The following is a 21,952-nucleotide window of genomic DNA, read 5'->3' on the forward strand; positions in this document are numbered from 1 at the left end:
CAACCCTGATGCGCACGTCCCGTTCGGTGTCGTCCTCGCTGCGAGCGTTGCGCGACATCGTCGCCGACGTGCTCACGATCTTCGGCGTGGCCTGGCGCCGCTCGCTGCAGCTGCGGGTCACCGCGAGCACCCTGGCGCTGTGCACCGGCGTGATCATCGTGCTCGGCCTGGTGCTGCAGACGCAGATCGCGGACCGGCTGGTGCAGAGCAAGCTGACCGCCGCGAAGAACCAGATGGAGTCCGCCGCCGCCGTACTCGAGCGGGAGATGTCGGCGGTCAACCCGGACGACGAGTCCGTGCTGGGCACGCTGAACAAGGCACTGGACCGGCTGTCCGTGGTTACCCTCACCGACCAGCCGCGAAACCAGAACGTCGGCGACTTCCGCGCGGTGCTCACCACCGGCGACGACGAGGAGCGATCCCAGGCCACCGTCGGCGACCTGAACGCGATCCCGCCCGACCTGCGCGCCACGGTGGCCAGCGGCGTGCTGGCCCGCAAGTTCCAGGCGGTGGACGGAGTGCCGGCGGTGATCTACGGCCAGCCGATCCGCACCGCCGGCCGTGACCTCCAGTTCTACCTGGTTTTCTCGCTCTCGTCCGAGGAACGCACGCTCGGACTGGTGCAGAGCACGCTGATCGTCGGTGGCCTGGTGCTGCTGTTGTTACTGGCCGCGGTGGCCAGCCTGGTGACCCGGCAGGTGGTGCGCCCGGTGCAACAGGCCGCCGAGGTGGCCGAACGGTTCGCGGACGGCCACCTGGAGGAACGAATGCCGGTCAAGGGCGACGACGAGGTCGCCCGGCTGGCCGAGTCGTACAACGAGATGGCCTCCAGCATCCAGGCCCAGATCCGCCAGTTGGAGGAGTTCGGCGCGCTGCAGCGCCGGTTCACCTCGGACGTGAGCCACGAGCTGCGCACCCCGCTGACCACCGTGCGGATGGCCGCCGACGTGCTGCACGCCAGCCGCGAGCAGTTCCCGGAGGGGCTGGCCCGCTCGACCGAGCTGCTGGTGGACGAGCTGGACCGGTTCGAGGCGCTGCTCGCCGACCTGCTCGAGATCAGCCGCCTGGACGCCGGCATGGCCGACCTCAGCGCCGAGCGGGCCGAGCTGCGCCCGGTGGTGCTGAATGCGGTGGAGGCGGTGCGCGGCCTGGCCGAGGAGAACGCCACCCGGCTGGAGCTGGACGTGCCGGCCGGGGTGGTCGCGGAGATGGACCCGCGCCGGGTGGAGCGGATCGTGCGGAACCTGGTGGCCAACGCGCTGGACCACGGCGAGGGCCGGCCGGTGCAGATCCGGCTGGCCGAGGACGAGCACAGCGTCGCGGTGCTGGTCCGCGACCACGGGCTGGGGCTGCGGCCGGGAGAGGCCGGCCTGGTGTTCAACCGGTTCTGGCGGGCCGACTCCTCGCGCCAGCGGCGCAGCGGCGGCACCGGGCTCGGGCTCTCGATCAGCCTGGAGGACGCCCGCCTGCACGGCGGCTGGCTGCAGGCCTGGGGCGAGCCGGGGCGGGGCGCCGCGTTCCGGTTGACGCTGCCCAAGGTGGCCGGCCAGGTGCTGGCCGGCAGCCCGCTGCCCCTGGTGCCCACCGAGGAACCGCTGGAGACCCCCGCGCCGAAGCCCCCGCCGGAGGACCAGCCGGACGGCCGACCGGACGACCTGGACGACGACCTGGATCAAGCCGTCGAGCCGGCCCGGACCGGGGAGCAGCGGTGAACCGTCCGCTGGCGCGGTTGCTGGCCGGTCTGTTGGCCCTCGGGGTGTTGGGCGCGGGCGGGTGCGCCTCGGTGCCGAGCGAGTCCCAGGTCACCCCGTTGAAGAAGATCAGCGAGGGCCAGGGGCCGGCACTGCCGCCGGGGCCGGGGGACGAGACCAACCCGCTGGACCTGGTGCGCGGCTTCGTGAACGCGTCCGGGAGCAGCGAGAACCGGCACGCCGCCGCCCGGCGTTTCCTCACCGCCGACGCGCAGAACTGGGACGACAACGCCTCACTGACCGTGCTGGCCGAGCAGTTCGACACCGTCTACGCGCATCCCCCCGGGGAGAACCGCGCGGTGGTCCGGCTGCGCGGCCAGCAGCTGGGCCGCATCACCGCGAACGGCAGCTTCGCGCCGGCCGAGGCGCCGGTCGAGCTGGACGTCGCGGTGAGCCGCGAGGACGGGCAGTGGAGGATCGACGGCCCGCCCAGCGGCACGGTCGTGCGGCTGGGCGACGTGCGGTCCAACTACAAGAAGGTGCGCCTGTACTTCGTCGACCCGATCCGGCACAGCCCGGTGGCCGACCTGCGCCACCTGGCGCTGAGCCCGGCCCGCTCGCTGCCCGCGCGCGTGGTCGAACAGCTGCTCGGCGGGCCCTCGGACGCGCTGTCCGGGGCGGCGGTGAGCGCCATCCCGCGCGCGGTCCGGCTGCGTTCGAACGTGGCGACCAGCCCGGACGGCACGCTGATCGTGGACCTGACCGAGCTGGGCAACCTGGACGAGGGGCAGCGCTGGCTGCTCGCCGCGCAGATCGTGCTGAGCGTGGCCGAGGTCAACGTGTCCAGGGTGCGGTTGCTGGACGACGGCGCGCCGCTGTTGGCCAAGGAACCGGTGCTGTCCCGGGAGACGTTCGCCGACCTGGAGAACGCGGACGACCCCCGGCCGGACATCCCCGGGCTGGTCGTGGTCGCCGGCAAGGCCCGCCCGCTGATGGGCACCGAGCTGGGCGCGCCGCTGGGTGCCGCGCCCGGAGTCGCCGGGTTGGACCTGGCCGGCGCCATCATGTCCCCGGACGGTCAGCAGGTCGCGGTGGTGAACCGGCAGGGCGGCCGGTCGCTGCTGGTCGGCAAGCTGGGCGGCCCGCTGGGCGGGACCGGTGTGCAGGGGGTTGCGCTGAGCCGTCCCAGCTGGTCGCCGACCGGGGGCGAGCTGTGGTGCGTGCGCAACACGGACACGGTCGTCCGGCTGACCTTCGACGGGGCCAAACACCCCATGCGCGCGCCGCTGGACGCCTCCTCGCTCACCGCGCTGGGACCGATCACCGACCTGCGGCTCTCCCGGGACGGCCTGCGCGTGGCGGCCATCGCCAGCGGCCGGCTGGTGGTCGGTGCGCTGGCCCGGTCGACCGACGGCGGCGCGGTGGTGCGCAACGTGCGGATGCTGCACGCCGGCCAGCTGACCAACCTGATCACCGTGGACTGGCGGGCCGCCGACCAGCTCGCGGTGGCCGGGAGGGCGGCGCAGAACGCGGTGGCGATGGTGTCGGTGGACGGGCTGGACCTGAGCCCGGTGCCGACCAACAACCTGACCCCGCCGCTGACCTCGATCGCCAGCTCGCCGGGGCGGCCGCTGCTGGTGACCGACCAGAACGGGCTGTGGAGCTTCGGCGCGGACGACCTCGGCACCTGGCGCCAGCTCTCCCCCGGAGCCGGGGTCATCGCCGGATACCCCGGCTGACCCTCTTCCGCCAGCCGGTTCCGCCCGACTGTGGATGGCCGGCCCGGATGTGCACAACTCGGGCCTCCGGCCGGTGATCCGCGCCGGCCCGGGGGGCCGTTCGGCCAGGCTGGTCGGGTGAGGGCGGGCGGGTTCAACGGGCGGGTGGGGTGAGCCGACGGGTGGCGGCACCGAGGGCGCTGTGGCGCGGGCTGGTCGAGCTGGTGCTGCCGCTGTGCTGCGCCGGCTGCGGCCGGCACGGCGCCGCCTGGTGCCCGGACTGCGCCGCCGGGGTGGGCCGGCCCCGGTTCGTGGGCGGCCTTCCCGCGCTGCCGCCGGTGGTGGCGGCCGGGCGGTACGCCGGCCCGCTGCGCGCCGCGCTGCTCGGCTACAAGGAACGCGGCCGCCGGGAGCTCGCCGGGCCGTTGGCCGGCCAGCTGCACGCCGCGCTGCGCGGCTGCCCGCTGCCGGTGGCCGAGCGGTGCTGGCTGGTGCCCGCGCCCTCGCGGCGCGCGGCGGTCCGGGCCCGGGGCCACGACCACGTGCGCACGCTGGCCGAACGGCTGGCCGAGCTGTTGGCGGCGAACGTCGCGGTCGGCGTCGGCTGCGCGTTGCGCATGCGCGGCGGCGGGCGGGACTCGGTGGGGCTGAGCCCGGCGGCCCGGGCGGCGAACCTGCTCGGCCGGGTCGGGGTGGACCGGTCCCGGCTTCCCCCGCCCGGGGCCGAGGTGCTGGTGATCGACGACGTGGTCACCACCGGGGTCACTTTGCGTCACTGCGTGGCGGCGCTGAGCGAGGCCGGAGTGCCGGTGCGGGGCGCCCTCGTGCTATGCGATGCAACAGGTGCAAGCTAAACATCATGCACACCACTAGCCTCAACTGTAACCGGCCGGGGCATATCTGACACTTATTTCCGCAGATAAAAGTGGCTAAGGGTAGTACAGGTGGTCCGATTGGGGAACCTGGTCCGCCCGGCTGGGGGCTCTGCGCCAGATAACTCTGGAGGATTGGCGTGATGCGCGTTACCGTGCGTGCCACCACGTTGAACGAGTGGTGAAGGACTAGCAAACCAACGAGACCGGTTCGCGGAGAGTCACCATCGGTGATCACCGCGCCGCCCGTTATCCCGACGCGGAGTGCGAGAGGGAGGTCCGAGTGGAGATTGTCGTCACTGGTCGGAATGTCGAGGTTCCGGATCATTTCCGGGTCCATGTCACCGACAAGATCGCCCGACTGGAACGGTACGACCACAAGATCGTTGGAATGGAAGTGGAGCTCTTTCACGAGCCCAACCGCCGGCAGCTGAAGAACTGTCAGCGGGTCGAGATCACCGGAAGGGGCCGGAGCGGCATCGCCCGCGCGGAGGCCTGTGGACCGGACTTCTATGCGGCGCTGGACAGCGCAATCGGCAAGCTGGAGTCCCGGCTTCGCCGTGCGCACGACCGCCGCCGGGTGCCGTACGGGCGTCGCCCCCGCTCGACGGTACGCATGATGGCCGGAGCCGAGGTGAACGGCACCGCTCTCCTGGAGGCCGAACGCACCGAGGAGACATCCAGCCAGCTCGAGTTCTCCGGCAACGGGATGCCGGAGATTCCCCGGCCCCGGAACGCCGTCGAGTGGGAGGAGACCGACTCGACCGAGGATCTGGAGAATTTGCCCGGCCGGATCGTCCGGCGGAAGGAACATGCCGCCAAGCCCATGTCGGTGGACGAAGCGCTGTCCCAGATGGAGCTGGTCGGGCACGACTTCTACCTGTTCTCCTGCGCGGACACCGGTATGCCCAGCGTGGTCTACCGGCGCAAGGGCTACGCCTACGGAGTGATCAGACTGACCTGACCGAGCCCGCGAGGGCTTGCGTGGTCCTCGGAACGTAGACGAAGGCACGGGCTGTCACGGCCCGTGCCTTCGTCGTGTCCGGGGAGTGCCTACCATGGTGTATGGAACTACGGTGTCCCGCGTAACGTTGGCGCGCCGTTGGTACATGTCGTAGTCACACTCGAATACGAGCTGAGGTCTTCCGGTGGTCCTGAACCGTCTGCTCCGTGCCGGCGAACACAAGTTGGTGCGCCGGCTTTCCAAGATCGCCGATCATGTGGAGACGCTGGAGCCCGACGTACAGGGCCTCTCCGACGAGCAGCTGCGGGCCAAGACCGTCGAGTTCCGCGAGCGCTTCGCCAAGGGCGAGACCCTGGACGAGCTGCTGCCGGAGGCTTTCGCGGTGACCCGCGAGGCGGCCGTGCGCACCATCGGGCAGCGGCACTTCAAGGTGCAGATGATGGGCGGCGGCGCGTTGCACCTGGGCAACGTGGCCGAGATGAAGACCGGTGAGGGCAAGACGCTCACCTGCGTGCTCGCCGCGTACCTGAACGCCATCCCGGGCAAGGGCGTGCACGTGGTCACGGTGAACGACTACCTGGCCAAGCGCGACGCGGAGAACATGGGCCGGGTCCACCGCTTCCTCGGCCTCACCGTCGGCGTGATCCTGTCCGAGATGACTCCGCCGGAGCGGCGCGAGGCGTACGCCGCCGACATCACCTACGGCACCAACAACGAGTTCGGCTTCGACTACCTGCGTGACAACATGACCTGGCTGCGCGAGGACATGGTGCAGCGCGGGCACTACTTCGCCGTGGTCGACGAGGCCGACTCCATCCTGATCGACGAGGCCCGCACCCCGCTGATCATTTCCGGTCCGGCCGAGCAGAGCGCCCGCTGGTACACCGAGCTGCAGCGGATCGCCGCGCTGATGCCCGGCATCGACACCACCAACTGGACCTCGGAGGACCGGGCCAAGAAGGCCGACCAGATCGAGTCCAACTGCTACGAGATCGACCAGCGCAAGCGCACCATCGCGGTGACCGAGAAGGGCATCCGCTACGTCGAGGACCAGCTCGGCATCGACAACCTCTACGAGGTGGCGAACACCCCGCTGGTCGGCTACATGAACAACGCCATCAAGGCCAAGGAGCTGTTCAAGCGGGACAAGGACTACATCGTCCGCAACGGTGAGGTGCTCATCGTGGACGAGTTCACCGGCCGGGTGCTGGTGGGCCGGCGCTACAACGAGGGCATGCACCAGGCCATCGAGGCCAAGGAGAAGGTGCAGATCCAGGCCGAGAACCAGACGCTGGCCACGATCACCCTGCAGAACTACTTCCGGCTCTACGAGAAGCTGGCCGGGATGACCGGTACCGCCCAGACCGAGGCGGCCGAGCTGCACCAGATCTACAAGATGAACGTGGTCAGCATCCCGACCAACAAGCCGATGGTCCGGGACGACCAGGCCGACCAGATCTACAAGACCGAGGCGGCCAAGTTCGAGGCGGTGGCCGACGACATCGCCGAGCGGCACCGCGAGGGGCAGCCGGTGCTGGTCGGCACGACCAGCGTGGAGAAGTCCGAGTACCTGTCCAAGCTACTGCTGGCCCGCCAGGTGCCGCACGAGGTGCTGAACGCCAAGCACCACGAGCGGGAGGCGACCATCGTGGCCGAGGCCGGCCGGGCCGGTGCGGTCACCGTGGCCACCAACATGGCCGGCCGGGGTACCGACATCATGCTCGGCGGGAACCCCGAGTTCATGGCCGAGCAGCAGCTGCGCGAGCGCGGCCTGGACCCGGTGGAGACCCGCGACGAGTACGAGGCGGCCTGGCCGGAGGCGGTGGCCATGGCCAAGCGGCAGGTGGCCGAGGAGGCCGAGGAGGTGCGCCGGGCCGGCGGGCTGTACGTGCTGGGCACGGAGCGCCACGAGTCGCGGCGGATCGACAACCAGCTGCGCGGCCGGTCCGGCCGGCAGGGCGACCCCGGCACGTCCCGGTTCTACCTGTCCCTCGGCGACGAGCTGATGCGCCGGTTCAACGGCGCCGCCGTCGAGATGATCATGAACAAGCTCAACGTGCCGGAGGACGTCCCGATCACCTCCGGGATGGTCACCAAGGCGATCCGGAGCGCGCAGACCCAGGTCGAGACGCAGAACTTCGAGATCCGCAAGAACATCCTCAAGTACGACGAGGTGATGAACAACCAGCGCACGGTGATCTACGAAGAGCGCCGTCGGGTGCTCGGCGGGGAGAACCTGAAGAAGCACGTCGAGAACATGCTGGAAGACGTGATCGCGGCGTACATCGACGGTGCCACCTCGGACAAGTTCTCCGAGGACTGGGACCTGGATGCGCTGTGGACCGCGCTGGGCACGCTCTACCCGGTCAGCATCCGCTGGCAGGACCTGGTCAACGACGACGACCACACGGGCGAGGACTTCCTCGGGGAGCCGGTGGAGATGAGCCGCGACCTGCTCTACGAGAAGGTCGTGGCCGACGCCAAGGCGGCCTACCGGCGGCGCGAGGCGGAGATCGACCAGGCGATCGAGTCCCAGGGCGGCATGCGCGAGCTGGAGCGGCAGATCCTGCTCACCGTGCTGGACCGCCGGTGGCGTGAGCACCTCTACGAGATGGACTACCTCAAGGAGGGCATCTCGCTGCGTGCGCTGGCCCAGCGGGACCCGGTGATCGAGTACCAGCGCGAGGGCTACGACATGTTCGTGGCGATGCTGGAGGGGATCCGGGAAGAGGCCGTCGGGTACCTGTTCAACGTGCAGGTCACCCCGGCGCAGACGGAGAGCCAGCCGGCGGTCGAGCTGTCCGACGCGCCGAGCGCCGCGGACCCGGCCAGCAGCGCCCGCCCGGCGGCCCCGGCCACCGATTCCGGCGCTGTGGCGGGTGCCGCCGCGGCCAGTGCGGCGGCCGGTGCCGCCGCCGGCGTCGCGGCGGGGAGCGTCGACTCCGCAACGGCCACGCCGACCGGCAAGCGCGGCCGGCACGCCTCGCGGGCCGGGGACCCCACCTCCGACCCGACCACCACCGACCCGACCGGCAGCATCCCGCCGGCGCTGCGCGGCTTCGGTGCGCCGGCCGACACCGGGGCGCTGCAGTACAGCGGTCCGTCCGAGGACGGCACCGAGACTACCCGCCGCTCGTCCGGCCGGGCCCGCTCCGCCGCCGGCACCGGCGGCGCGGCCGCCGGGGGCGCCCCGTCCCGCAACCAGCCCTGCCCCTGCGGCTCCGGCCGCAAGTACAAGCACTGCCACGGAGCGGCCACCAGCGCTAACCGTTAGGGCTGGTCGGCCGGGGTGAAGCTGCCGGCGTGGTCGCGGATGAACTCGGCGACGTCGCGCGGACCGCGGCCGAGCAGCTCGGTGACCGTGTCGGTGGTGAAGTCGCCCCAACCGGAGGAGTAGGCCCGCGCGTACTCCTCGAGCATGTCGACGATCCAGCGCGGCACGCCGTAACCGAGCAGCGTGCCGCGCCTGGCGTCGTCGCCGACCGGTAGGTACCCGACTGGCCGGCCGAGGGCGCGGCCCAGCTCGCGGGCAACCTCGTCGAAGGTCAGCGAGCGGGGACCGGTGAGGGTGTACGTCCGGCCGTGGTGGCGGTCCGGGTCGTCCAGCAGCACGCGGGCGGCACAGGCGGCGATGTCCCGGGCGTCGATCATGCCGATCCGCGACGCCCCCATGTTCAGGGCGAAGGTGCCGGCGGCGGCGATGTCGCCGGCCTCGTTCAGCAGGTTCTGCATGAACCAGTGCGGGCGCAGGATCGTCCAGCGCATGCCGCACCGCTCGGTCTCCCGGTCGGAGAGCGCGTGCAGCCGGCCGCTCCGGTTCGGCGCGTCGTGCGCCGCGCCGACCACGGACAGGCGAACGACGCGCTCCACACCGGCCTGGCGGGCGGCCCACAGCGCGTTCATGTTGTTCTCCGGGGCTCGCGGGCCGTTCGGCACCAGCAGCCAGAGATCGTCCACCTCCTCGAAGGCGGGCGGGAGCGAACCGGGGTCGTCGAGGTCACCGGCGAACACCTCGGCACCCCGGACGTCGTTCGCCTTGGCCGCGTCGCGGACCAGGGCCTTCAGGCGGACGTCGGCGCCTTGCAGTGCGTTCAGGAGTGCGGTGGAGACGGTTCCGGTGGCTCCGGTGACCAGTACGGTGCGGGACATGTTCAGGCTCCTTTGCGGAAGACGGCGGGGGTCAGCTGGGCGGCGGCGACGGCGGTCAGGGCGAGTACGAACCCGACGCCCTGCCACGGCGTGAGTGACTCCCCGAGGACCAGCCAGCCGAGGAGGGTGGCCACCACGGGGGAGAGCAGGGTCAGGAAGGCCACGGCGACCACGGGCAGCTTGCCGATGCCGCCGAACCAGATCGGGTACGTGAGCAGGGCGCCGAGCAGGCCCAGCCACGCGTAGCCGCCGATCGCCCGGAGGTCCAGCGCCGGTGGCAGCCCTTCGAAGGCCAGCGCCAGCGGCACCAGCACCAGGCCGCCGGCGGTGAGCTGCCAGCCGGCCATGGTGGCCGCGCCGACGCCGTCCGGGCGCCCCCAACGCCGGGTGAGCACGATCCCGGCGGCCATGACGCCGGCGCCCGCGACGCCGGCCAGGATGCCGATCAGGTCGAAGGACAGCTGGCCGCGCAGCACGATCAGCCCGACCCCCAGGACGCCGGCCACGCCCCAGCCGAGCCGCCAGCCGGTGGGACGCTCGCCCAGCAGCAGGAACGCCAGGCCGGTGACGAACAGCGGCTGCACCGCGTTGAGGGTGGCCGCGACGCCGCCGGGCAGGCGGTACGCCGAGATGAACAGCAGCGCGATGAACGCGCCGATGTTGAGCGTGCCGAGCAGGAGAGCGCGCCACAGCCACCCGCCGTGCGGCAGCCTGCGCGTCACCGCGAGCAGGATCAGCCCCGCCGGCAGCGCACGGAGCACCCCGGAGAACAACGGGTAGCCGGGGGGCAGGAACTCGGTGGTGACCAGGTACGTGGTGCCCCAGATGACCGGTGCGACGGCGGTCAGCGCGGTCAGTCCCGCGGCGCCGGTCGTTCTCGGGGCGCCGGTCGTTGTCGCGTTGCCGGTCGTTGTCGCGTTGCCGGCGGCCGGGCGGCTGGGTGCCTGCGACATGTCGACTCCTTAACGTTGAAATGTTTAACGTCGACAAAAGTAGCGGACTGATACCATGACGTCAAACAGTTCAACGTTGAGATGCCTGGAGGCCTGCCGTGCGGGACAACGTGGACTGGCGGCTGGATCAGTGGCGGGCCGAGCGGCCCGATCTCGACCCGTCGCCGATGGGCGTGGTCGGCCGGATCCAGCGCGCCTCACGGCTGCTCGACCGCCAGATCAGCGACCACTTCGCCACTCACGACCTGCAGCTGTGGGAGTTCGACGTGCTGTCCACGCTGCGCCGGTCCGGGCCGCCTTACCAGCTCACCGCCGGGCAACTGGTGGAGGCGTCGATGGTCAGCTCCGGGGCGATCACCAACCGCATCGACCGGCTGGTCACCCGGGAGCTGGTGACCCGCGAGCTGGATCCGCACAACCGGCGCAGTGTGTTGATCACGCTGACCGAGCGCGGCCGCGAGCTGGTCGACGAGACCGTCGTGTGCCACGTCGACCTGGAGGAGAAGCTGCTCGGCGGCCTGTCCGGCACCGACCGGGAGCGGCTCGCCGCCCTGCTCCGCAAACTCCTCGTCGGCCTGGGCGACGCAGCCCCCGGCAACCCCCTGCTCTAGCCGGAGCGGCTCAGCCGGATCCCACCCCGACGCCCCACCGGCGCCGCATAAGAAACCGTGACGCCGCATACGGTGAGACCTGTGCGGGGTCCCGGTTTCCTGTGCGTCGACGGGGATTGGGGTCGGATCCGGCTGCCGGTTGGGTTGCGGTGCGGGTTCTCGGGATGGCTTGGACGGCGCGGCCGGGTTGGTCTGCCGCGGCTTGGTGACGGCCCCTTGCGACGCGGGCGGCGGCCGGTTGCGTTGGCCGGGGCGTCGCTCGGTCGTTGTCACGCGCTGTAGCTGCTGGTGGGGCCGGGCGGGCGGGTCGCTCATCGAGATCGACGTCAGGCTGGTTCGAGCTCGAAAAATCCCGACTGGTGTCGATGTCGATGAACAGACCCGCCGGAAATCCCCGCCCCACCCCGACCGAGACGTCACCTTGAGTAGCCAGGCTGAGCCAGGCCGACGCAACAGGCCGCCTCAAGGCGCGGCACAGCACCCGGGCACCGGTCGTCCAAGTCGATCTTTAAGCCGGCGGTGTCGAGGCCGGGCGGGTCAGCCCAGGCGGATTTCGGTGCAGTACCAGCGCGGTGGGCCGGTCGGGGTGGGGCGGTCGCGCTCGAATCGGGCGGCCAGTGCCCGGTACCGGTTGCGGTCCGCCCACACGGCGCCGACCTCGGCGATCCCGTCCGCCGGTGAGCAGATCCGGACGGTGTGGAGGCCGCCGCCCAGCCTCCCGCGCACCGGCCTGCCGCCCACCGGCGTACTGCCCACCGGCGTACTGCCCACCGGCGTACTGCCCACCGGCGTGCCGCCCGCCCGGCGGCGGCCCGGGCCGGCGCCCGGGTGCTCGCCCAACCGGCCGGTCATGGACGCCACGTAGCGGCGCGCCCGCACACCCAGCGCGCCGGCCAGGTGGGTCGGCGGCCGGCGGCGGTGCAGCACCTCCAGCACCAAGCGCAGCACCAGTCGCACGTAGGCCGGGTCCACCCCGCCCGAGTCGGGGAAGGCCGCCGCCTCGGGTGGGTCGGTGTCGGTGGGGCGGCGGGGTGCCGGGATGACCGGCGCGGTCGGGTCGAACCCGGGTAGCCGGCGGACCACCACCCGGGCGGTCCGATCACCGGGTTCGACGGTCTCACCGGGTTCCACGGTTGCGGTCATGCGTCTCCCCAAGGGCGCGTTCGCGTGAATGGGGACGCCGGGGCATGACCGGTCGCCGGGCCGTTCGAGTATCCCCGACCGGACCGCCGCGCCGGGGCGTTTCGACGAAACCGGGCAGACGAAACCGGGCAGACGAAACCGGGCAGACGAAACCGGGCAGGCGAAACGGTCAGGCGAAACCGGGCAGGCGAAACCGGTCAGCGGAAGGTTTCGGCGTGCTCCTTGGCCCAGTCGGCGAAGGTGCGCGGCGCCGAACCGGTCAGGCGCCGCACGGTGTCGCTCACCGGGGCGATGGTCCCGTCGATCTCGGCCCACAGCCGCAACAGCGTGTCGGCGATCGCCTCGGGCATGACCTGCACCATCCGCGCGCGGGCCTGCTCCGGGGACAGCGGCTCCAGCCGTACCGGCCGGCCGATCGCCGCGCCGATGGTGGCGACCTCGTCGGCGAAGGTGAGCGACTCCCCACCGGTCAGCTCGTACGCCTGCCCGCCGTGCCCGTCGCCCAGCAGCGTGGCGACCGCCGCGGCGGCGATGTCCGCCGGGTGGATGGTGGCCCGGGCGGCGAGCGGGTAGGCCTGGCGTACCACCGACTCGGCGCGGATCCCCGGTGCCCAGGCGAGCGCGTTGCTGGCGAAGGCGCCCGGGCGCAGTGCGGTCCAGTCCAGGCCGGACGCGGCCACGGCGCGCTCGGTCGCCGCGTGCATCCCGCCGATCGCGTCCCACTCCCGAGTGGCCCGGGCGTTGCCCGAGGACAGCACCACCACCCGCCGGACGCCGTGGGCCCGGGCGACCTCGAGGACGCCCCGCGCCGCGCCGGGCGGCCCGTTCAGGAACAGCCGCCGCACGCCGACCAGCGCGGGACCCAGGGTGGCCGGCCGCCCGAGGTCACCGCCCACCACCTCGGCGCCGCCCACCACCTCGGCGCCGGCCGGCACCGACACCGTGGAGGGGGAACGGGTGAGCAGGCGGATCCGCTCGCCCGCGTCGAGCAGCTGCCGGGTGAGTTCGCGGCCGACGTTGCCGGTCGCACCGGTTACCAGAATCATGCGGCCAGGATCGCGGCTCAACGGTGGTTGAGGTCAAGAAAATCGTTCGCCAGCTACCGCACACTGGTACGGGTCGTACCTGGGGAGGGGTGGCGGACGTGGAGCGTGGTTACGCGGAATTAGCCGGCTCGCCCGGGGTGCCGGACGTGTCCGGCATCCCGGCGGCCGAGGTGAAGGAACTGGTCAAGCGGTATCCGAAGAGCCCGGCGAACGCGGTGGACGGGCTGTCATTCGCGGTCCGGCCGGGCGAGGTGTTCGGGCTCCTGGGGCCGAACGGGGCGGGCAAGTCGACCACCGTCGGCGTGCTCACCACCCGCGTTCTGCCCACCGGCGGGACCGCGACGGTGGCCGGCCTGGACGTGGTGCGGGACGCGGTCGCGGTGCGCGGGCGGCTCGGCGTGGTGCCGCAGCGGGTGAACCTGGACCGCTCGCTGACCGCCCGGAACAACCTGGTCTTCCACGCCCGCTACCACGGCTCGTCCCGCGCCGAGGCCGGCGCCCGGGCGGACGAGCTGCTGGACCGGATGGGCCTGGCGGACAAGGGCAAGGCCAGCGTGGACAACCTGTCCGGCGGTCAGTCGCAGCGGCTGATGATCGCCCGCGCGCTGATGCACCGGCCGACCGTGCTGTTCCTGGACGAGCCGTCCACCGGGCTGGACCCGCAGGCGCGGCTGTTCGTGCACGACCGGATCCGGGCGCTGCGCGCGGACGGCGTCACGGTGGTGCTGACCACGCACGACATGGACGAGGCGGCGAAGCTCTCCGACCGGGTCGGCGTGGTCGACCACGGCCGGATGCTGGCCCTGGACACCCCGTCCGCGCTGGTCGAGGCGCTGCCGCCGGACGCTGCGGTGAAGACGCCCGGCGAGCCGGACCTGGAGGACGTGTTCATTCACCTCACCGGGAGGGACCTGCGATGACCGGCGCGACCACATCCCCGGCGCGCGTGTTCGTCGCCGTGCTGGCCCGCGACGTGCACGTGACCGGGAAGGAACTGGGCGCGTTCCTGGCCCAGGTGCTGATCCAGCCGTTCTTCTTCCTGTTCATCTTCGCCAACGTGCTGGGCAGCGCGGGCTACGTGGCCGGCAACTACGGGGAGATCATGCTGCCCGGGCTGCTGGCGCTGAACGCATTCTTCGGCGCGCTGCAGGCGGTGGCGTTTCCGCTGGTCATGGACTTCGCCTGGACCAGGGAGATCGAGGACCGGCTGCTCGCGCCGATCCCCATCCCGTGGGTCGGCGTGGAGAAGGTGGTGTTCGGCGCGCTGCGCGGGCTGCTCGCCTCGGTGCTCATGGTGCCGGTGGGTTTCCTGGTGCTGCCGCACGTGTCCTGGCCGCTCGCCGGCCTGCTGCCCGGGTTCCTGATCACCGCGCTCGGCGGGCTGCTCGGCGGCACCATGGGGCTGGCGATCGGCACGCTGCTGCCCGCGAGGCGGATCAACGTGCTGTTCGCGGTGATCTTCGCGCCGCTCATGTTCACCGGCTCGGTGCAGTTCCCGTGGGAGGCGTTGGCCGGGCACCGCTGGTTCCAGGTGCTGTGTGCGCTGAACCCGCTCACCTACGTGAGCGAGGGCATCCGCGCGTCACTGGTGCCGCACGTGCCACACCTGCCGTTCGCCCTGTGCTTGCTCGTCACCACGGCGGCCATCCTCGCGTCCGGCTGGCTGGGCCTGCGCGGCTTCCAGAAGCGTGCGCTGGACTAGGACGCGCGGAACGTCACGTGTGACGGCTTGAGGTCGGTGACCTTGGTGACGCCGAGCAGCGCCATCGCGCGAGCCACCTCGTCGGCGAGGATGCGGACGGCGCGGGCCACGCCGCGCTGGCCGCCGGCCATCAGGCCGTACAGGTAGGCGCGGCCGACCAGTGCGGCGTTGGCGCCCATGGCCACGGCGGCGACCACGTCCGCGCCGGTGGTGATGCCGGTGTCCACCAGCACCTCCGCCCGGCCGTCCACCGCCTCCCGCACGGCCGGCACCAGCTCCAGAGGCACCGGCGCGCGGTCCAGCTGCCGGCCACCGTGGTTGGACAGCAGCACGCCGTCCACGCCCGCCTTGACCACCTGCTCGGCATCGGCCACCGACTGCACGCCCTTGGCCACCAGCTTGTGCGGCCACACCTCGCGCAGCCACTCCAGGTCGGCCATGGTGATCGCCGGGTCGAACACCTTGTCGATCACGCCGGCCACCGAGCCCCCGGTGGAGGTCAGGGTGGCGAAGCTGAGCGTCTCGGTGGTCAGCAGGTCGAACCACCAGCGCGGGTGCATGGCGCCGTCCACGAAGGTGCGCAGGGTCAGTTGCGGCGGCACGGAAAGGCCGTTGCGCACGTCCCGCAGCCGCGCCCCGGCCACCTTGGTGTCCAGGGTGAGCATGATCGTGTCGTAACCGGCGGCGATGGCCCGTTCCACCAGGTCCTTGGCGAAACCCCGGTCCCGCCACAGGTAGAGCTGGAACCAGCGGCGCGCGTTCGGGGCGGCCTCGGCCACCTCCTCGATGGTGCTGGTGCCCATCGTGGACAGGGTGTACGGGATGTTCTCCGCTTGGGCGACCGCGACCACGGCGCGCTCGCCCTCGGTGTGCATCATCCGGGTGAAACCGGTCGGGGCCAGCGCGAACGGCTGGGCGGACGGCTTGCCCAGGATCATCGTCTCGGCGGAGACCCCGGACACGTCGGTGAGCACCGTCGGGTGGAACTCCAGCCGCGCGAAGGTCTCCCGGGCCCGGCGCAACGCCAGCTCGCCCACCCCGGCGGCGCCGTCGGTGTAGTCGAACACCGCGCGCGGCGTCCGGCGCATGGCGAGTTTCCGCAGGTCACCGATGGAAGCGGCGCGATCCAGCCGAGCCTGGAGGAAGTCCAGGCTGAGCGGGGCGGGTTGCAGCAGCTCGCGGAGCTCGGCCGGTCGGGGGAAGCGGCGGTTCACCATATTGGCAGCTTAGGCTGCCCCGTGAGTGGCGAGTATCGCTATAGCCACACTTCTCACTCACGGGCGCCGGAGGCGCATCAGCTCGTACGCGGCAACCGCCGCCGCACTGGCCACGTTCAGCGACTCGACCCCGCCGCGCATCGGGATGGCCACCGTGCCGTCCAGCTCCGCCCGTACGTCGGGGGACAGCCCGTCCGTCTCGTTGCCCAGCACCAACGCGGCCCGTTCCGGCAGCGGGTCGCGGAACAGGGCCGAACCGCCGGGACGGGCGTCCAGCCCCAGCACCCGGACCCCGGCCGCGCGCAGTGCCGCGCAACCTTCGGCGGCGGTGGACGAGCGCAACACCGGCGCGCGGAACGCCACCCCGGCGGACGCCTTGATCACCAGCGGGTCGATGGCCGGCACCCCCCGGCGGGGCAGCAGCACGCCGTCCACGCCGGCGGCGGTCGCGCTGCGCAGCACCATGCCCACGTTGGCCGGGTTGGTCACCGCGTCCAGCACCAGCAGCGCGCACGGCGCCTGGGCCGGCAGCGCGGCGAGGAAGTCGGTGACCAGGCGCATCCTCGGCGCCACCACGTCGGCCAGCACACCCTGGTCGTGCCGGCCGTTGCCGGCCAGCACCTTCACCCGGTGGGCCGTGGCCCGGCGCACCGGTACGCCCCGCTCCCGCGCGGCGCTCAGGATCGGGCCGAGGGCGGACCGGGAGAGGTCCTCGGCCGCGATCACCTTGTCCACGCTCAGCGCCGGGTCGGCCAGGGCCTCCAGCACCGGCTTTCGCCCGTACACGGTGATATACGTGTCTTTCGGGCTCTGTTTCGGTCCGGTGGGCGGCACCGTGCCAGCATCGCATGTAAGTATTTCGGCATGCCGGATCGCCTCTCGGCGTTGGACGCGTCGTTTCTCTACCTCGAACACCCGACCACGCCGATGCACGTGGGCGCGGTGGCCATCTTCCGCCGTCCACGGTCGGGCTTCGACTACGAGCGGCTGCGCCGGCTGATCGACCAGCGGATCGACATGGTGCCCCGGTACCGCCAGAAGGTGCGGCACGTGCCGGCCAGCCTGGCCCGCCCGGTCTGGGTGGACGACGAGGACTTCGACCTCGGTTACCACGTGCGGCGGTCCGCGCTGCCCAAACCCGGCACCGACCGCGCGCTGTTCGACCTGATCGCCCGGCTGATGTCCCGCCCGCTCGACCACACCCGCCCGCTGTGGGAGATGTACCTGGTGGAGGGGCTGGCCCGCAACCGCATCGCGATGGTCACCAAGACCCACCAGGCGCTGGTGGACGGGGTGCGGGCGATCGACATCGCGCAGGTGATCCTGGACGTCTCGCCCGACCGGCAGCCCGGGCACGGGCCGGAATGGCGCCCGCGCCCCGAGCCCAGCGGGCTGCGGCTGGTCACCGACGCGGTACGGGACGCGTGGAACCGACCGACCGAGGTGGTGGACAACGTGCGCGCCGCCGCCGGGGACGCCGTGGCCACCGCCGGGAAGATGGCCGACGTGATCGGCCAGGTCGCCACCGTGGTTCGCACCGCGGCCAGCCGCGCACCGGTCAGCCCGCTCAACGTGGCCGTCTCCACCCAGCGCCGGTTCGCGGTGGCCCGCACCCGTCTGGACGACTACCGGGCGGTGCGCACGGCGCACGGCTGCGCGGTGAACGACGTGGTGCTCGCGGTGGTGGCGGGCGCGATGCGGAACTGGCTGCTGGCCCGGGGTGAACCGGTGACCAGCTCCAGCACGGTACGCGCGATGGTGCCGTTGTCGGTGCGCGCCGACCCGGACGTTGCCACCGGGTCCGGCGCACTGGCCGGGAACATGGGCAACCGGGTGGCGTCGTTCCTGGTAGACCTGCCGGTCGGCGAGGGGAACGCGGTGGTGCGGCTGCACCAGCTCAGCCACCAACTGCGCGCGCACACGGACAGCGGTCGCTCGGTCGGCGCCGAGGCGCTGGTGCGGCTCGGCGGGTTCGCCCCGCCCACGCTGCACGCGCTCGGCGCCCGGGCGGCCAGCGGTATCTCCAAACGGATCTTCAACGTGGTGGTGACCAACGTGCCGGGGCCGCAGGTGCCGCTGTACGCGGCCGGGGCAACCATGCTGGAGATGTTCCCGGTGGTGCCGCTCGCCCGGGGGCAGGCCCTGGCCATCGGGCTCACCTCGTACGATGGTGGCGTTTATTACGGATTCAATGCGGACCGGGATGCCATGGGCGACGTGGACCTGCTCGCCGGCATGATCAGCGAGTCGTTGGACGAACTCCGCACCGGCTCGACGGGTTGAACCATGCGTATCTACATTCCGGCCACCTTGCCCATGCTGCGGCGGCTCGTCGCCGACGGCGTGGTCGACCCGCTCGGGGGAACGGCGTTCGCGCTCACCCCGAGCCTGCGCGAGGCGTACGCCAGCGGTGACACCGAGGAGCTGGAGTACGTGGCCATGCGCGACGCCGCGCGCGCGTCATTGCGCCTGCTCTCCATCGAGCTGGACCGCGAGGAGGAGGCCTGGCCGCGCCGGGTCGTCATCGCCGCCGACACCGACATGGCCGAGGCGCGCCCCGACCTGGACGACGCCGCCGTCCGGGTCACCGGCTCGATCCCCCGCTCCGCCATCGCCTCCGTGCACATCGACGACCCCGAGGCGGAGTACGCGGTCAAGCAGGCCGCCGCGTCGGTGGACGCCGCCGACCTCGGCGACCTGGACGCCGAGTTCATCATCGGCGAGGCCGAGGACTACGAGCTCGCCTGGTACGACCCCACCGAGCTCCCCTTCCTCCTAGACCTCCTGGACCTCTGACCCCGTGCTTGCCCGCGAGTCGGGAATCCAGGTACGGCGAGTCGGGGATCCAGGTACGGCGAGTCGGGGATCCAGGTACGGCGAGTTGGGGATCTGGGTACGGTGAGTTGGGCTCGTTTGTCCCGTGAGTCGGGTCATCCGGTCCGGTTGCCGCGCCACGATCGCCTGTTGTTCGGCACAATCGCCGGCATGGCGGTCATCGAGTGCGTGGTCGGCGACATCACCGAGCAGGACGTCGACGTGGTGGTGAACGCGGCCAACTCGTCGCTGCTCGGCGGGGGCGGGGTGGACGGGGCGATCCATCACCGTGGCGGCCCGGAGATCCTCGCCGAATGCCGGAAACTGCGCGCCGACCGCTACCCCGACGGCCTGCCGACCGGCCAGGCGGCGGCCACCACGGCCGGCCGGCTGCCCGCGCGCTGGGTGGTGCACACTGTCGGCCCGGTGTGGTCGGGCAGCGAGGACCGCTCATCGCTGCTCGCCGACTGCCACCACAACTCGCTGCGGGTAGCCGCCGAGCTCGGCGCCGCCACCGTGGCTTTCCCGGCGATCTCCACCGGCGTCTACCACTGGCCGCTGGACTCGGCGGCGGAAATCGCGCTCGGCGCCGTCCGTGAGGCCCTCGAAAGGGTTCCGGGCATCACCACGGTCCGCTTCGTCCTCTTCGACCGACGGGCCTACGACACCTACGAGTCCGCACGCCTTCGTTAACCAGTACGACAGTTAGTCCGGCGAATATCAAGCTCCGGTCATCCTCTGCGGGTTCGTGAGCTGCGGGTATGACGCATGAGTAGTTCTACTCATCTCTGTGAATAGCCGCTTCAGAATTACTTTCCCTTGATAGATTCCTGAGCGGTTCGACGAGCGGCGTCTGGTCCACGTCGGCTCTTGGAGCAGGGGGAGTACACCAATGGTGCGACCGGCGCTTTGCCGTGCCCGGAATTTCCGTCGACTGGCGATCTCCGCATTGGTTGCCGGCCTGGCGGTGGTCCTGCAACTCGGCGTTGTGGACGTCTCACCGGCCCGGTTGCTCGCTGCCGCCTCGGCGCCGGTCGGCGGCCATGGCGCCGGCGCCATGGCCGTGCGGCCGGTATCGGCGGCCGTGCCCCTGGTGCCCGCGCAGGACGGTGCGGACGGCGGTGGCGGCAGCGGTGGTGGTGGCTGTGGCTCCGATGGGAGTCCGTGCGGCAGCGGCTCCGACAACAACGACTCGTCCGCCGGTTCGAGCGGTGGCACCTCCGACCGGAAACCGGAGGAGGAGTCGAACGCGGACGGCTCCAAGCCCACGTCCGAGCCGAACGGAGGCCAGGGAAGCTCGGCGCCGACCACCGAGTCCGCTGCCGACGGCAGCAGGCAAACCGAGACCGCCGCACCCGTCGCGGACGGCGCCAAGCGGACCGAGACGCCCGCACCCGTCGCGGATGGTGCTCGCCCGACCGAGACGCCCGCACCCGTCGCGGATGGTGCGAAGCAGACGGAGACGCCTGTTCCAGGCGCGGACGGTGCGAGGACGACGGAGCCCGCCGCGCCCGCGGCCGATGGTTCGAGGCCGACCGAAAGCGCCGCACCGGTCGCGGACGGCGCTCGGCCGACCGAGGCCCCGGCACCGGGAGCCCCGGCCGACGGTGCACGGCCGACGCCGACCGCCGCACCGGTCGCGGACGGCGTGAAACGGGACGAACCCGTAGCGCCCGGAGACGGCGCGAAGACGACCCCGGCCCCGGCGCCGATCGACGGGGCGCGGCCCAACGAGACGGCGTTGCCCGCCGCGCCGGTTGACGGCGCCAGGCCCTCCGGAGCGCCTGCCGCCCCTGGGGTCCAGCCACCCCCGTCGCCGGGAGCGGTACCGATCGCGCAGGAATGCGAGGGAGCGGAGAACTGTCCGAACCCGGTCACCGGCATTCCACCCTACGAGCAGGGCACGAGCGCGGTGTGCGCGGACGGATCCGGAAGCAAAGCCGGTTGCGACTCCTCCAGCGCGGGTTCCACGGCACTGGAGGTCAGCCACCTGATCCTGGACGCCGCCAGCTTCGTTCCCGGCCCGGTCGGCATCGCCGCCAGCGTCATCAATGCGGGCGCCTACCTCGCCGAAGGCAAGGAGGGCGAAGCCACCTTTGCCATGATGGGTGTTGTTCCGGGTGGAAAGATTGCGGGTAAACTCCTCAAAGGCGCCGACGAGGTCGTGGACGGGGCTAAGGTAGCTCGCTTCATCACCACACCCGCCGGCGTAACAATCGATCGTCAGGCGGTGCGTGCCGCAGTGAGCCCGCAGAAACAGGCAAGACACGTGCTCGGTACGACTCCAGCTGGACGGACTGTTAGCTATTTCAATACGACAGACGATGCTCAAAAGGTGTTGGACGCTTTTCATAATGGGTCAGCTGAAGTGATGGGTGTGACCAAGGCCGGACATGTCAAGGTCAAGTTCGATGGTGTAACCGGCTATAATAACAATCCCGGTTCGGGTTATATCAACCAGCCGACGAACACTTTCATGATCAAGGGCACGTCTAGCCCGAGTGTGGTCCCGATCAGTCCATGACGGAGGGTGAGTGGTGAAAGTCGATCAGCGACAAGTGGAGCGCGAGAACAGGTACGTGGTTGCGGCGGTCCAGGCGCTACTCGGTCTGATAGCGCCGTCGGTCAACGCGGTCGCTCTCGAAGTCATGTCCGATCGGCTCCACTTTCGCATATGGGTGGGCTCGAGTGTGGACGAGGTCAAGGAGGATGCCGAGGAGATAATATTTGACATGGATGGCCTCCTGCAGCCTGAAGACATGCTAATTACCTGCGATGTGTTACTTGACGACCCTCCAGCTGATTCAAACGCGAATGTAGGGCGATGGCTCTATCTTGCGAAGTCTGCTGCGCCTGGATCTTGAGTTACCTACCCATCAGTTGCGACGTAGGCTGGGTTGCCCGTTCTTGCGCTATTCACTCTGGGGGCATCATCGGATGACGGAGACAGCGCCTGCCGGGCTGAAGGCTTTGGGCGAGGCATTGGCTCGTCTCGTCGCAGAAACTCGAGCGTAGCTCGGATACCTGCGGAAACTCGGCACAGATGAGTCGCTCGACGAGCTTGCCCTTGAG

General features: G+C 71.2%; 19 protein-coding genes. 13 read left to right on the forward strand and 6 right to left on the reverse strand.

The annotated features are described in order from the left end of the window. The first annotated feature begins 8 nt into the window (after positions 1–8). The 5 genes from mtrB (at position 9) to secA (ending at position 8,519) form a co-directional block, all read left to right on the forward strand. Positions 9–1,712, forward strand: coding sequence for an MtrAB system histidine kinase MtrB (gene mtrB / locus ABEB12_RS08530; RefSeq protein ID WP_185064369.1), 1,704 nt, complete (start codon positions 9–11; stop codon positions 1,710–1,712). Then, on the forward strand, positions 1,709–3,430 hold the full coding sequence (locus tag ABEB12_RS08535; RefSeq protein WP_185064370.1) for an LpqB family beta-propeller domain-containing protein: 1,722 nt from the start codon (positions 1,709–1,711) through the stop codon (positions 3,428–3,430). Before mtrB ends, ABEB12_RS08535 begins: the two co-directional genes overlap by 4 nt. Positions 3,431–3,591: 161 nt before the next feature. Continuing rightward, complete coding sequence (locus ABEB12_RS08540; RefSeq protein ID WP_345702668.1) at positions 3,592–4,263, forward strand: ComF family protein; 672 nt, start codon at positions 3,592–3,594, stop codon at positions 4,261–4,263. Positions 4,264–4,564: 301 nt separating this feature from the next. Continuing rightward, positions 4,565–5,245, forward strand: a complete 681-nt coding sequence (hpf, locus tag ABEB12_RS08545; protein WP_185064371.1) for a ribosome hibernation-promoting factor, HPF/YfiA family — start codon at positions 4,565–4,567, stop codon at positions 5,243–5,245. Positions 5,246–5,429: 184 nt separating this feature from the next. Further along, entirely contained in the window at positions 5,430–8,519 is a 3,090-nt protein-coding gene (gene secA / locus ABEB12_RS08550) for a preprotein translocase subunit SecA (protein ID WP_185064372.1), read from the forward strand. Here secA and ABEB12_RS08555 read toward each other — a convergent pair. After that, the gene (locus ABEB12_RS08555) at positions 8,516–9,394 is read right to left on the reverse strand and encodes an NAD(P)H-binding protein (RefSeq protein WP_185064373.1); all 879 of its coding nucleotides are present in this window, start codon (positions 9,392–9,394) and stop codon (positions 8,516–8,518) included. The genes secA and ABEB12_RS08555 overlap by 4 nt on opposite strands. A gap of 2 nt (positions 9,395–9,396) precedes the next feature. Then, positions 9,397–10,347 carry an EamA family transporter gene (locus ABEB12_RS08560; protein ID WP_185064374.1) on the reverse strand — a complete coding sequence of 317 codons (951 nt, stop codon included), beginning with the start codon at positions 10,345–10,347 and terminating at the stop codon, positions 9,397–9,399. Between the two features lie 98 nt (positions 10,348–10,445). Here ABEB12_RS08560 and ABEB12_RS08565 point away from each other — a divergent pair, with 98 nt between their 5' ends. Beyond that, positions 10,446–10,958: a MarR family winged helix-turn-helix transcriptional regulator gene (locus ABEB12_RS08565; protein WP_345702669.1), complete on the forward strand. Its 513-nt coding sequence runs from the start codon at positions 10,446–10,448 to the stop codon at positions 10,956–10,958. Between the two features lie 537 nt (positions 10,959–11,495). Here the strand turns inward: ABEB12_RS08565 and ABEB12_RS08570 are convergent. After that, the gene (locus ABEB12_RS08570) at positions 11,496–12,101 is read right to left on the reverse strand and encodes an Rv3235 family protein (RefSeq protein WP_185064375.1); all 606 of its coding nucleotides are present in this window, start codon (positions 12,099–12,101) and stop codon (positions 11,496–11,498) included. Between the two features lie 197 nt (positions 12,102–12,298). Next, positions 12,299–13,147 (reverse strand): NAD(P)H-binding protein, encoded by an 849-nt coding sequence (locus ABEB12_RS08575; RefSeq protein ID WP_185064376.1) that lies wholly within the window; start codon positions 13,145–13,147, stop codon positions 12,299–12,301. 98 nt (positions 13,148–13,245) lie between these two features. Between ABEB12_RS08575 and ABEB12_RS08580 the strand changes: the two genes are divergently transcribed. Both ABEB12_RS08580 and ABEB12_RS08585 read left to right on the forward strand, forming a co-directional pair. Next, the gene (locus ABEB12_RS08580; RefSeq protein WP_425572231.1) at positions 13,246–14,067 is read left to right on the forward strand and encodes an ABC transporter ATP-binding protein; all 822 of its coding nucleotides are present in this window, start codon (positions 13,246–13,248) and stop codon (positions 14,065–14,067) included. After that, positions 14,064–14,849: an ABC transporter permease gene (locus ABEB12_RS08585; RefSeq protein ID WP_185064377.1), complete on the forward strand. Its 786-nt coding sequence runs from the start codon at positions 14,064–14,066 to the stop codon at positions 14,847–14,849. The genes ABEB12_RS08580 and ABEB12_RS08585 overlap by 4 nt, the downstream gene beginning before the upstream one ends. Here the strand turns inward: ABEB12_RS08585 and ABEB12_RS08590 are convergent. Both ABEB12_RS08590 and ABEB12_RS08595 read right to left on the reverse strand, forming a co-directional pair. Continuing rightward, a complete protein-coding gene (locus tag ABEB12_RS08590; protein ID WP_185064378.1) occupies positions 14,846–16,066 on the reverse strand; it encodes an alpha-hydroxy-acid oxidizing protein in 1,221 nt (406 codons plus the stop codon). The genes ABEB12_RS08585 and ABEB12_RS08590 overlap by 4 nt on opposite strands. 57 nt (positions 16,067–16,123) lie before the next feature. Further along, positions 16,124–16,852: a TrmH family RNA methyltransferase gene (locus ABEB12_RS08595; RefSeq protein WP_345702670.1), complete on the reverse strand. Its 729-nt coding sequence runs from the start codon at positions 16,850–16,852 to the stop codon at positions 16,124–16,126. Between the two features lie 78 nt (positions 16,853–16,930). Between ABEB12_RS08595 and ABEB12_RS08600 the strand changes: the two genes are divergently transcribed. The 5 genes from ABEB12_RS08600 to ABEB12_RS08620 all read left to right on the forward strand — a co-directional run bounded on the left by ABEB12_RS08600 (position 16,931) and on the right by ABEB12_RS08620 (position 21,744). Further along, positions 16,931–18,349 carry a wax ester/triacylglycerol synthase family O-acyltransferase gene (locus tag ABEB12_RS08600; RefSeq protein ID WP_185064380.1) on the forward strand — a complete coding sequence of 473 codons (1,419 nt, stop codon included), beginning with the start codon at positions 16,931–16,933 and terminating at the stop codon, positions 18,347–18,349. Between the two features lie 3 nt (positions 18,350–18,352). Continuing rightward, a complete protein-coding gene (locus tag ABEB12_RS08605; RefSeq protein WP_185064381.1) occupies positions 18,353–18,862 on the forward strand; it encodes a DUF6912 family protein in 510 nt (169 codons plus the stop codon). A 189-nt stretch (positions 18,863–19,051) separates the two neighbouring features. Further along, positions 19,052–19,573: an O-acetyl-ADP-ribose deacetylase gene (locus tag ABEB12_RS08610; RefSeq protein ID WP_185064382.1), complete on the forward strand. Its 522-nt coding sequence runs from the start codon at positions 19,052–19,054 to the stop codon at positions 19,571–19,573. Between the two features lie 199 nt (positions 19,574–19,772). Beyond that, positions 19,773–21,404, forward strand: a complete 1,632-nt coding sequence (locus tag ABEB12_RS08615) for a hypothetical protein (RefSeq protein ID WP_185064383.1) — start codon at positions 19,773–19,775, stop codon at positions 21,402–21,404. Between the two features lie 10 nt (positions 21,405–21,414). Continuing rightward, positions 21,415–21,744: a hypothetical protein gene (locus ABEB12_RS08620; RefSeq protein WP_185064384.1), complete on the forward strand. Its 330-nt coding sequence runs from the start codon at positions 21,415–21,417 to the stop codon at positions 21,742–21,744. Positions 21,745–21,952 lie beyond the last annotated feature (208 nt).

It is taken from the genome of Actinospineispora eucalypti (genome assembly GCF_039543365.1).
In the GTDB taxonomy this organism is placed as follows: domain Bacteria; phylum Actinomycetota; class Actinomycetes; order Mycobacteriales; family Pseudonocardiaceae; genus Pseudonocardia; species Pseudonocardia eucalypti.

Bases quoted from the DNA above. Each gene is read 5' to 3' on its own strand.
- mtrB (WP_185064369.1), top strand. From the start codon at position 9: ATGCGCACGTCCCGTTCGGTGTCGTCCTCGCTGCGAGCGTTGCGCGAC.
- ABEB12_RS08555 (WP_185064373.1), bottom strand. From the start codon at position 9,394: ATGTCCCGCACCGTACTGGTCACCGGAGCCACCGGAACCGTCTCCACC.
- ABEB12_RS08560 (WP_185064374.1), bottom strand. From the start codon at position 10,347: ATGTCGCAGGCACCCAGCCGCCCGGCCGCCGGCAACGCGACAACGACC.
- ABEB12_RS08570 (WP_185064375.1), bottom strand. From the start codon at position 12,101: ATGACCGCAACCGTGGAACCCGGTGAGACCGTCGAACCCGGTGATCGG.
- ABEB12_RS08575 (WP_185064376.1), bottom strand. From the start codon at position 13,147: ATGATTCTGGTAACCGGTGCGACCGGCAACGTCGGCCGCGAACTCACC.
- ABEB12_RS08585 (WP_185064377.1), top strand. From the start codon at position 14,064: ATGACCGGCGCGACCACATCCCCGGCGCGCGTGTTCGTCGCCGTGCTG.
- ABEB12_RS08590 (WP_185064378.1), bottom strand. From the start codon at position 16,066: ATGGTGAACCGCCGCTTCCCCCGACCGGCCGAGCTCCGCGAGCTGCTG.
- ABEB12_RS08600 (WP_185064380.1), top strand. From the start codon at position 16,931: ATGCCGGATCGCCTCTCGGCGTTGGACGCGTCGTTTCTCTACCTCGAA.
- ABEB12_RS08605 (WP_185064381.1), top strand. From the start codon at position 18,353: ATGCGTATCTACATTCCGGCCACCTTGCCCATGCTGCGGCGGCTCGTC.
- ABEB12_RS08610 (WP_185064382.1), top strand. From the start codon at position 19,052: ATGGCGGTCATCGAGTGCGTGGTCGGCGACATCACCGAGCAGGACGTC.
- ABEB12_RS08615 (WP_185064383.1), top strand. From the start codon at position 19,773: ATGGTGCGACCGGCGCTTTGCCGTGCCCGGAATTTCCGTCGACTGGCG.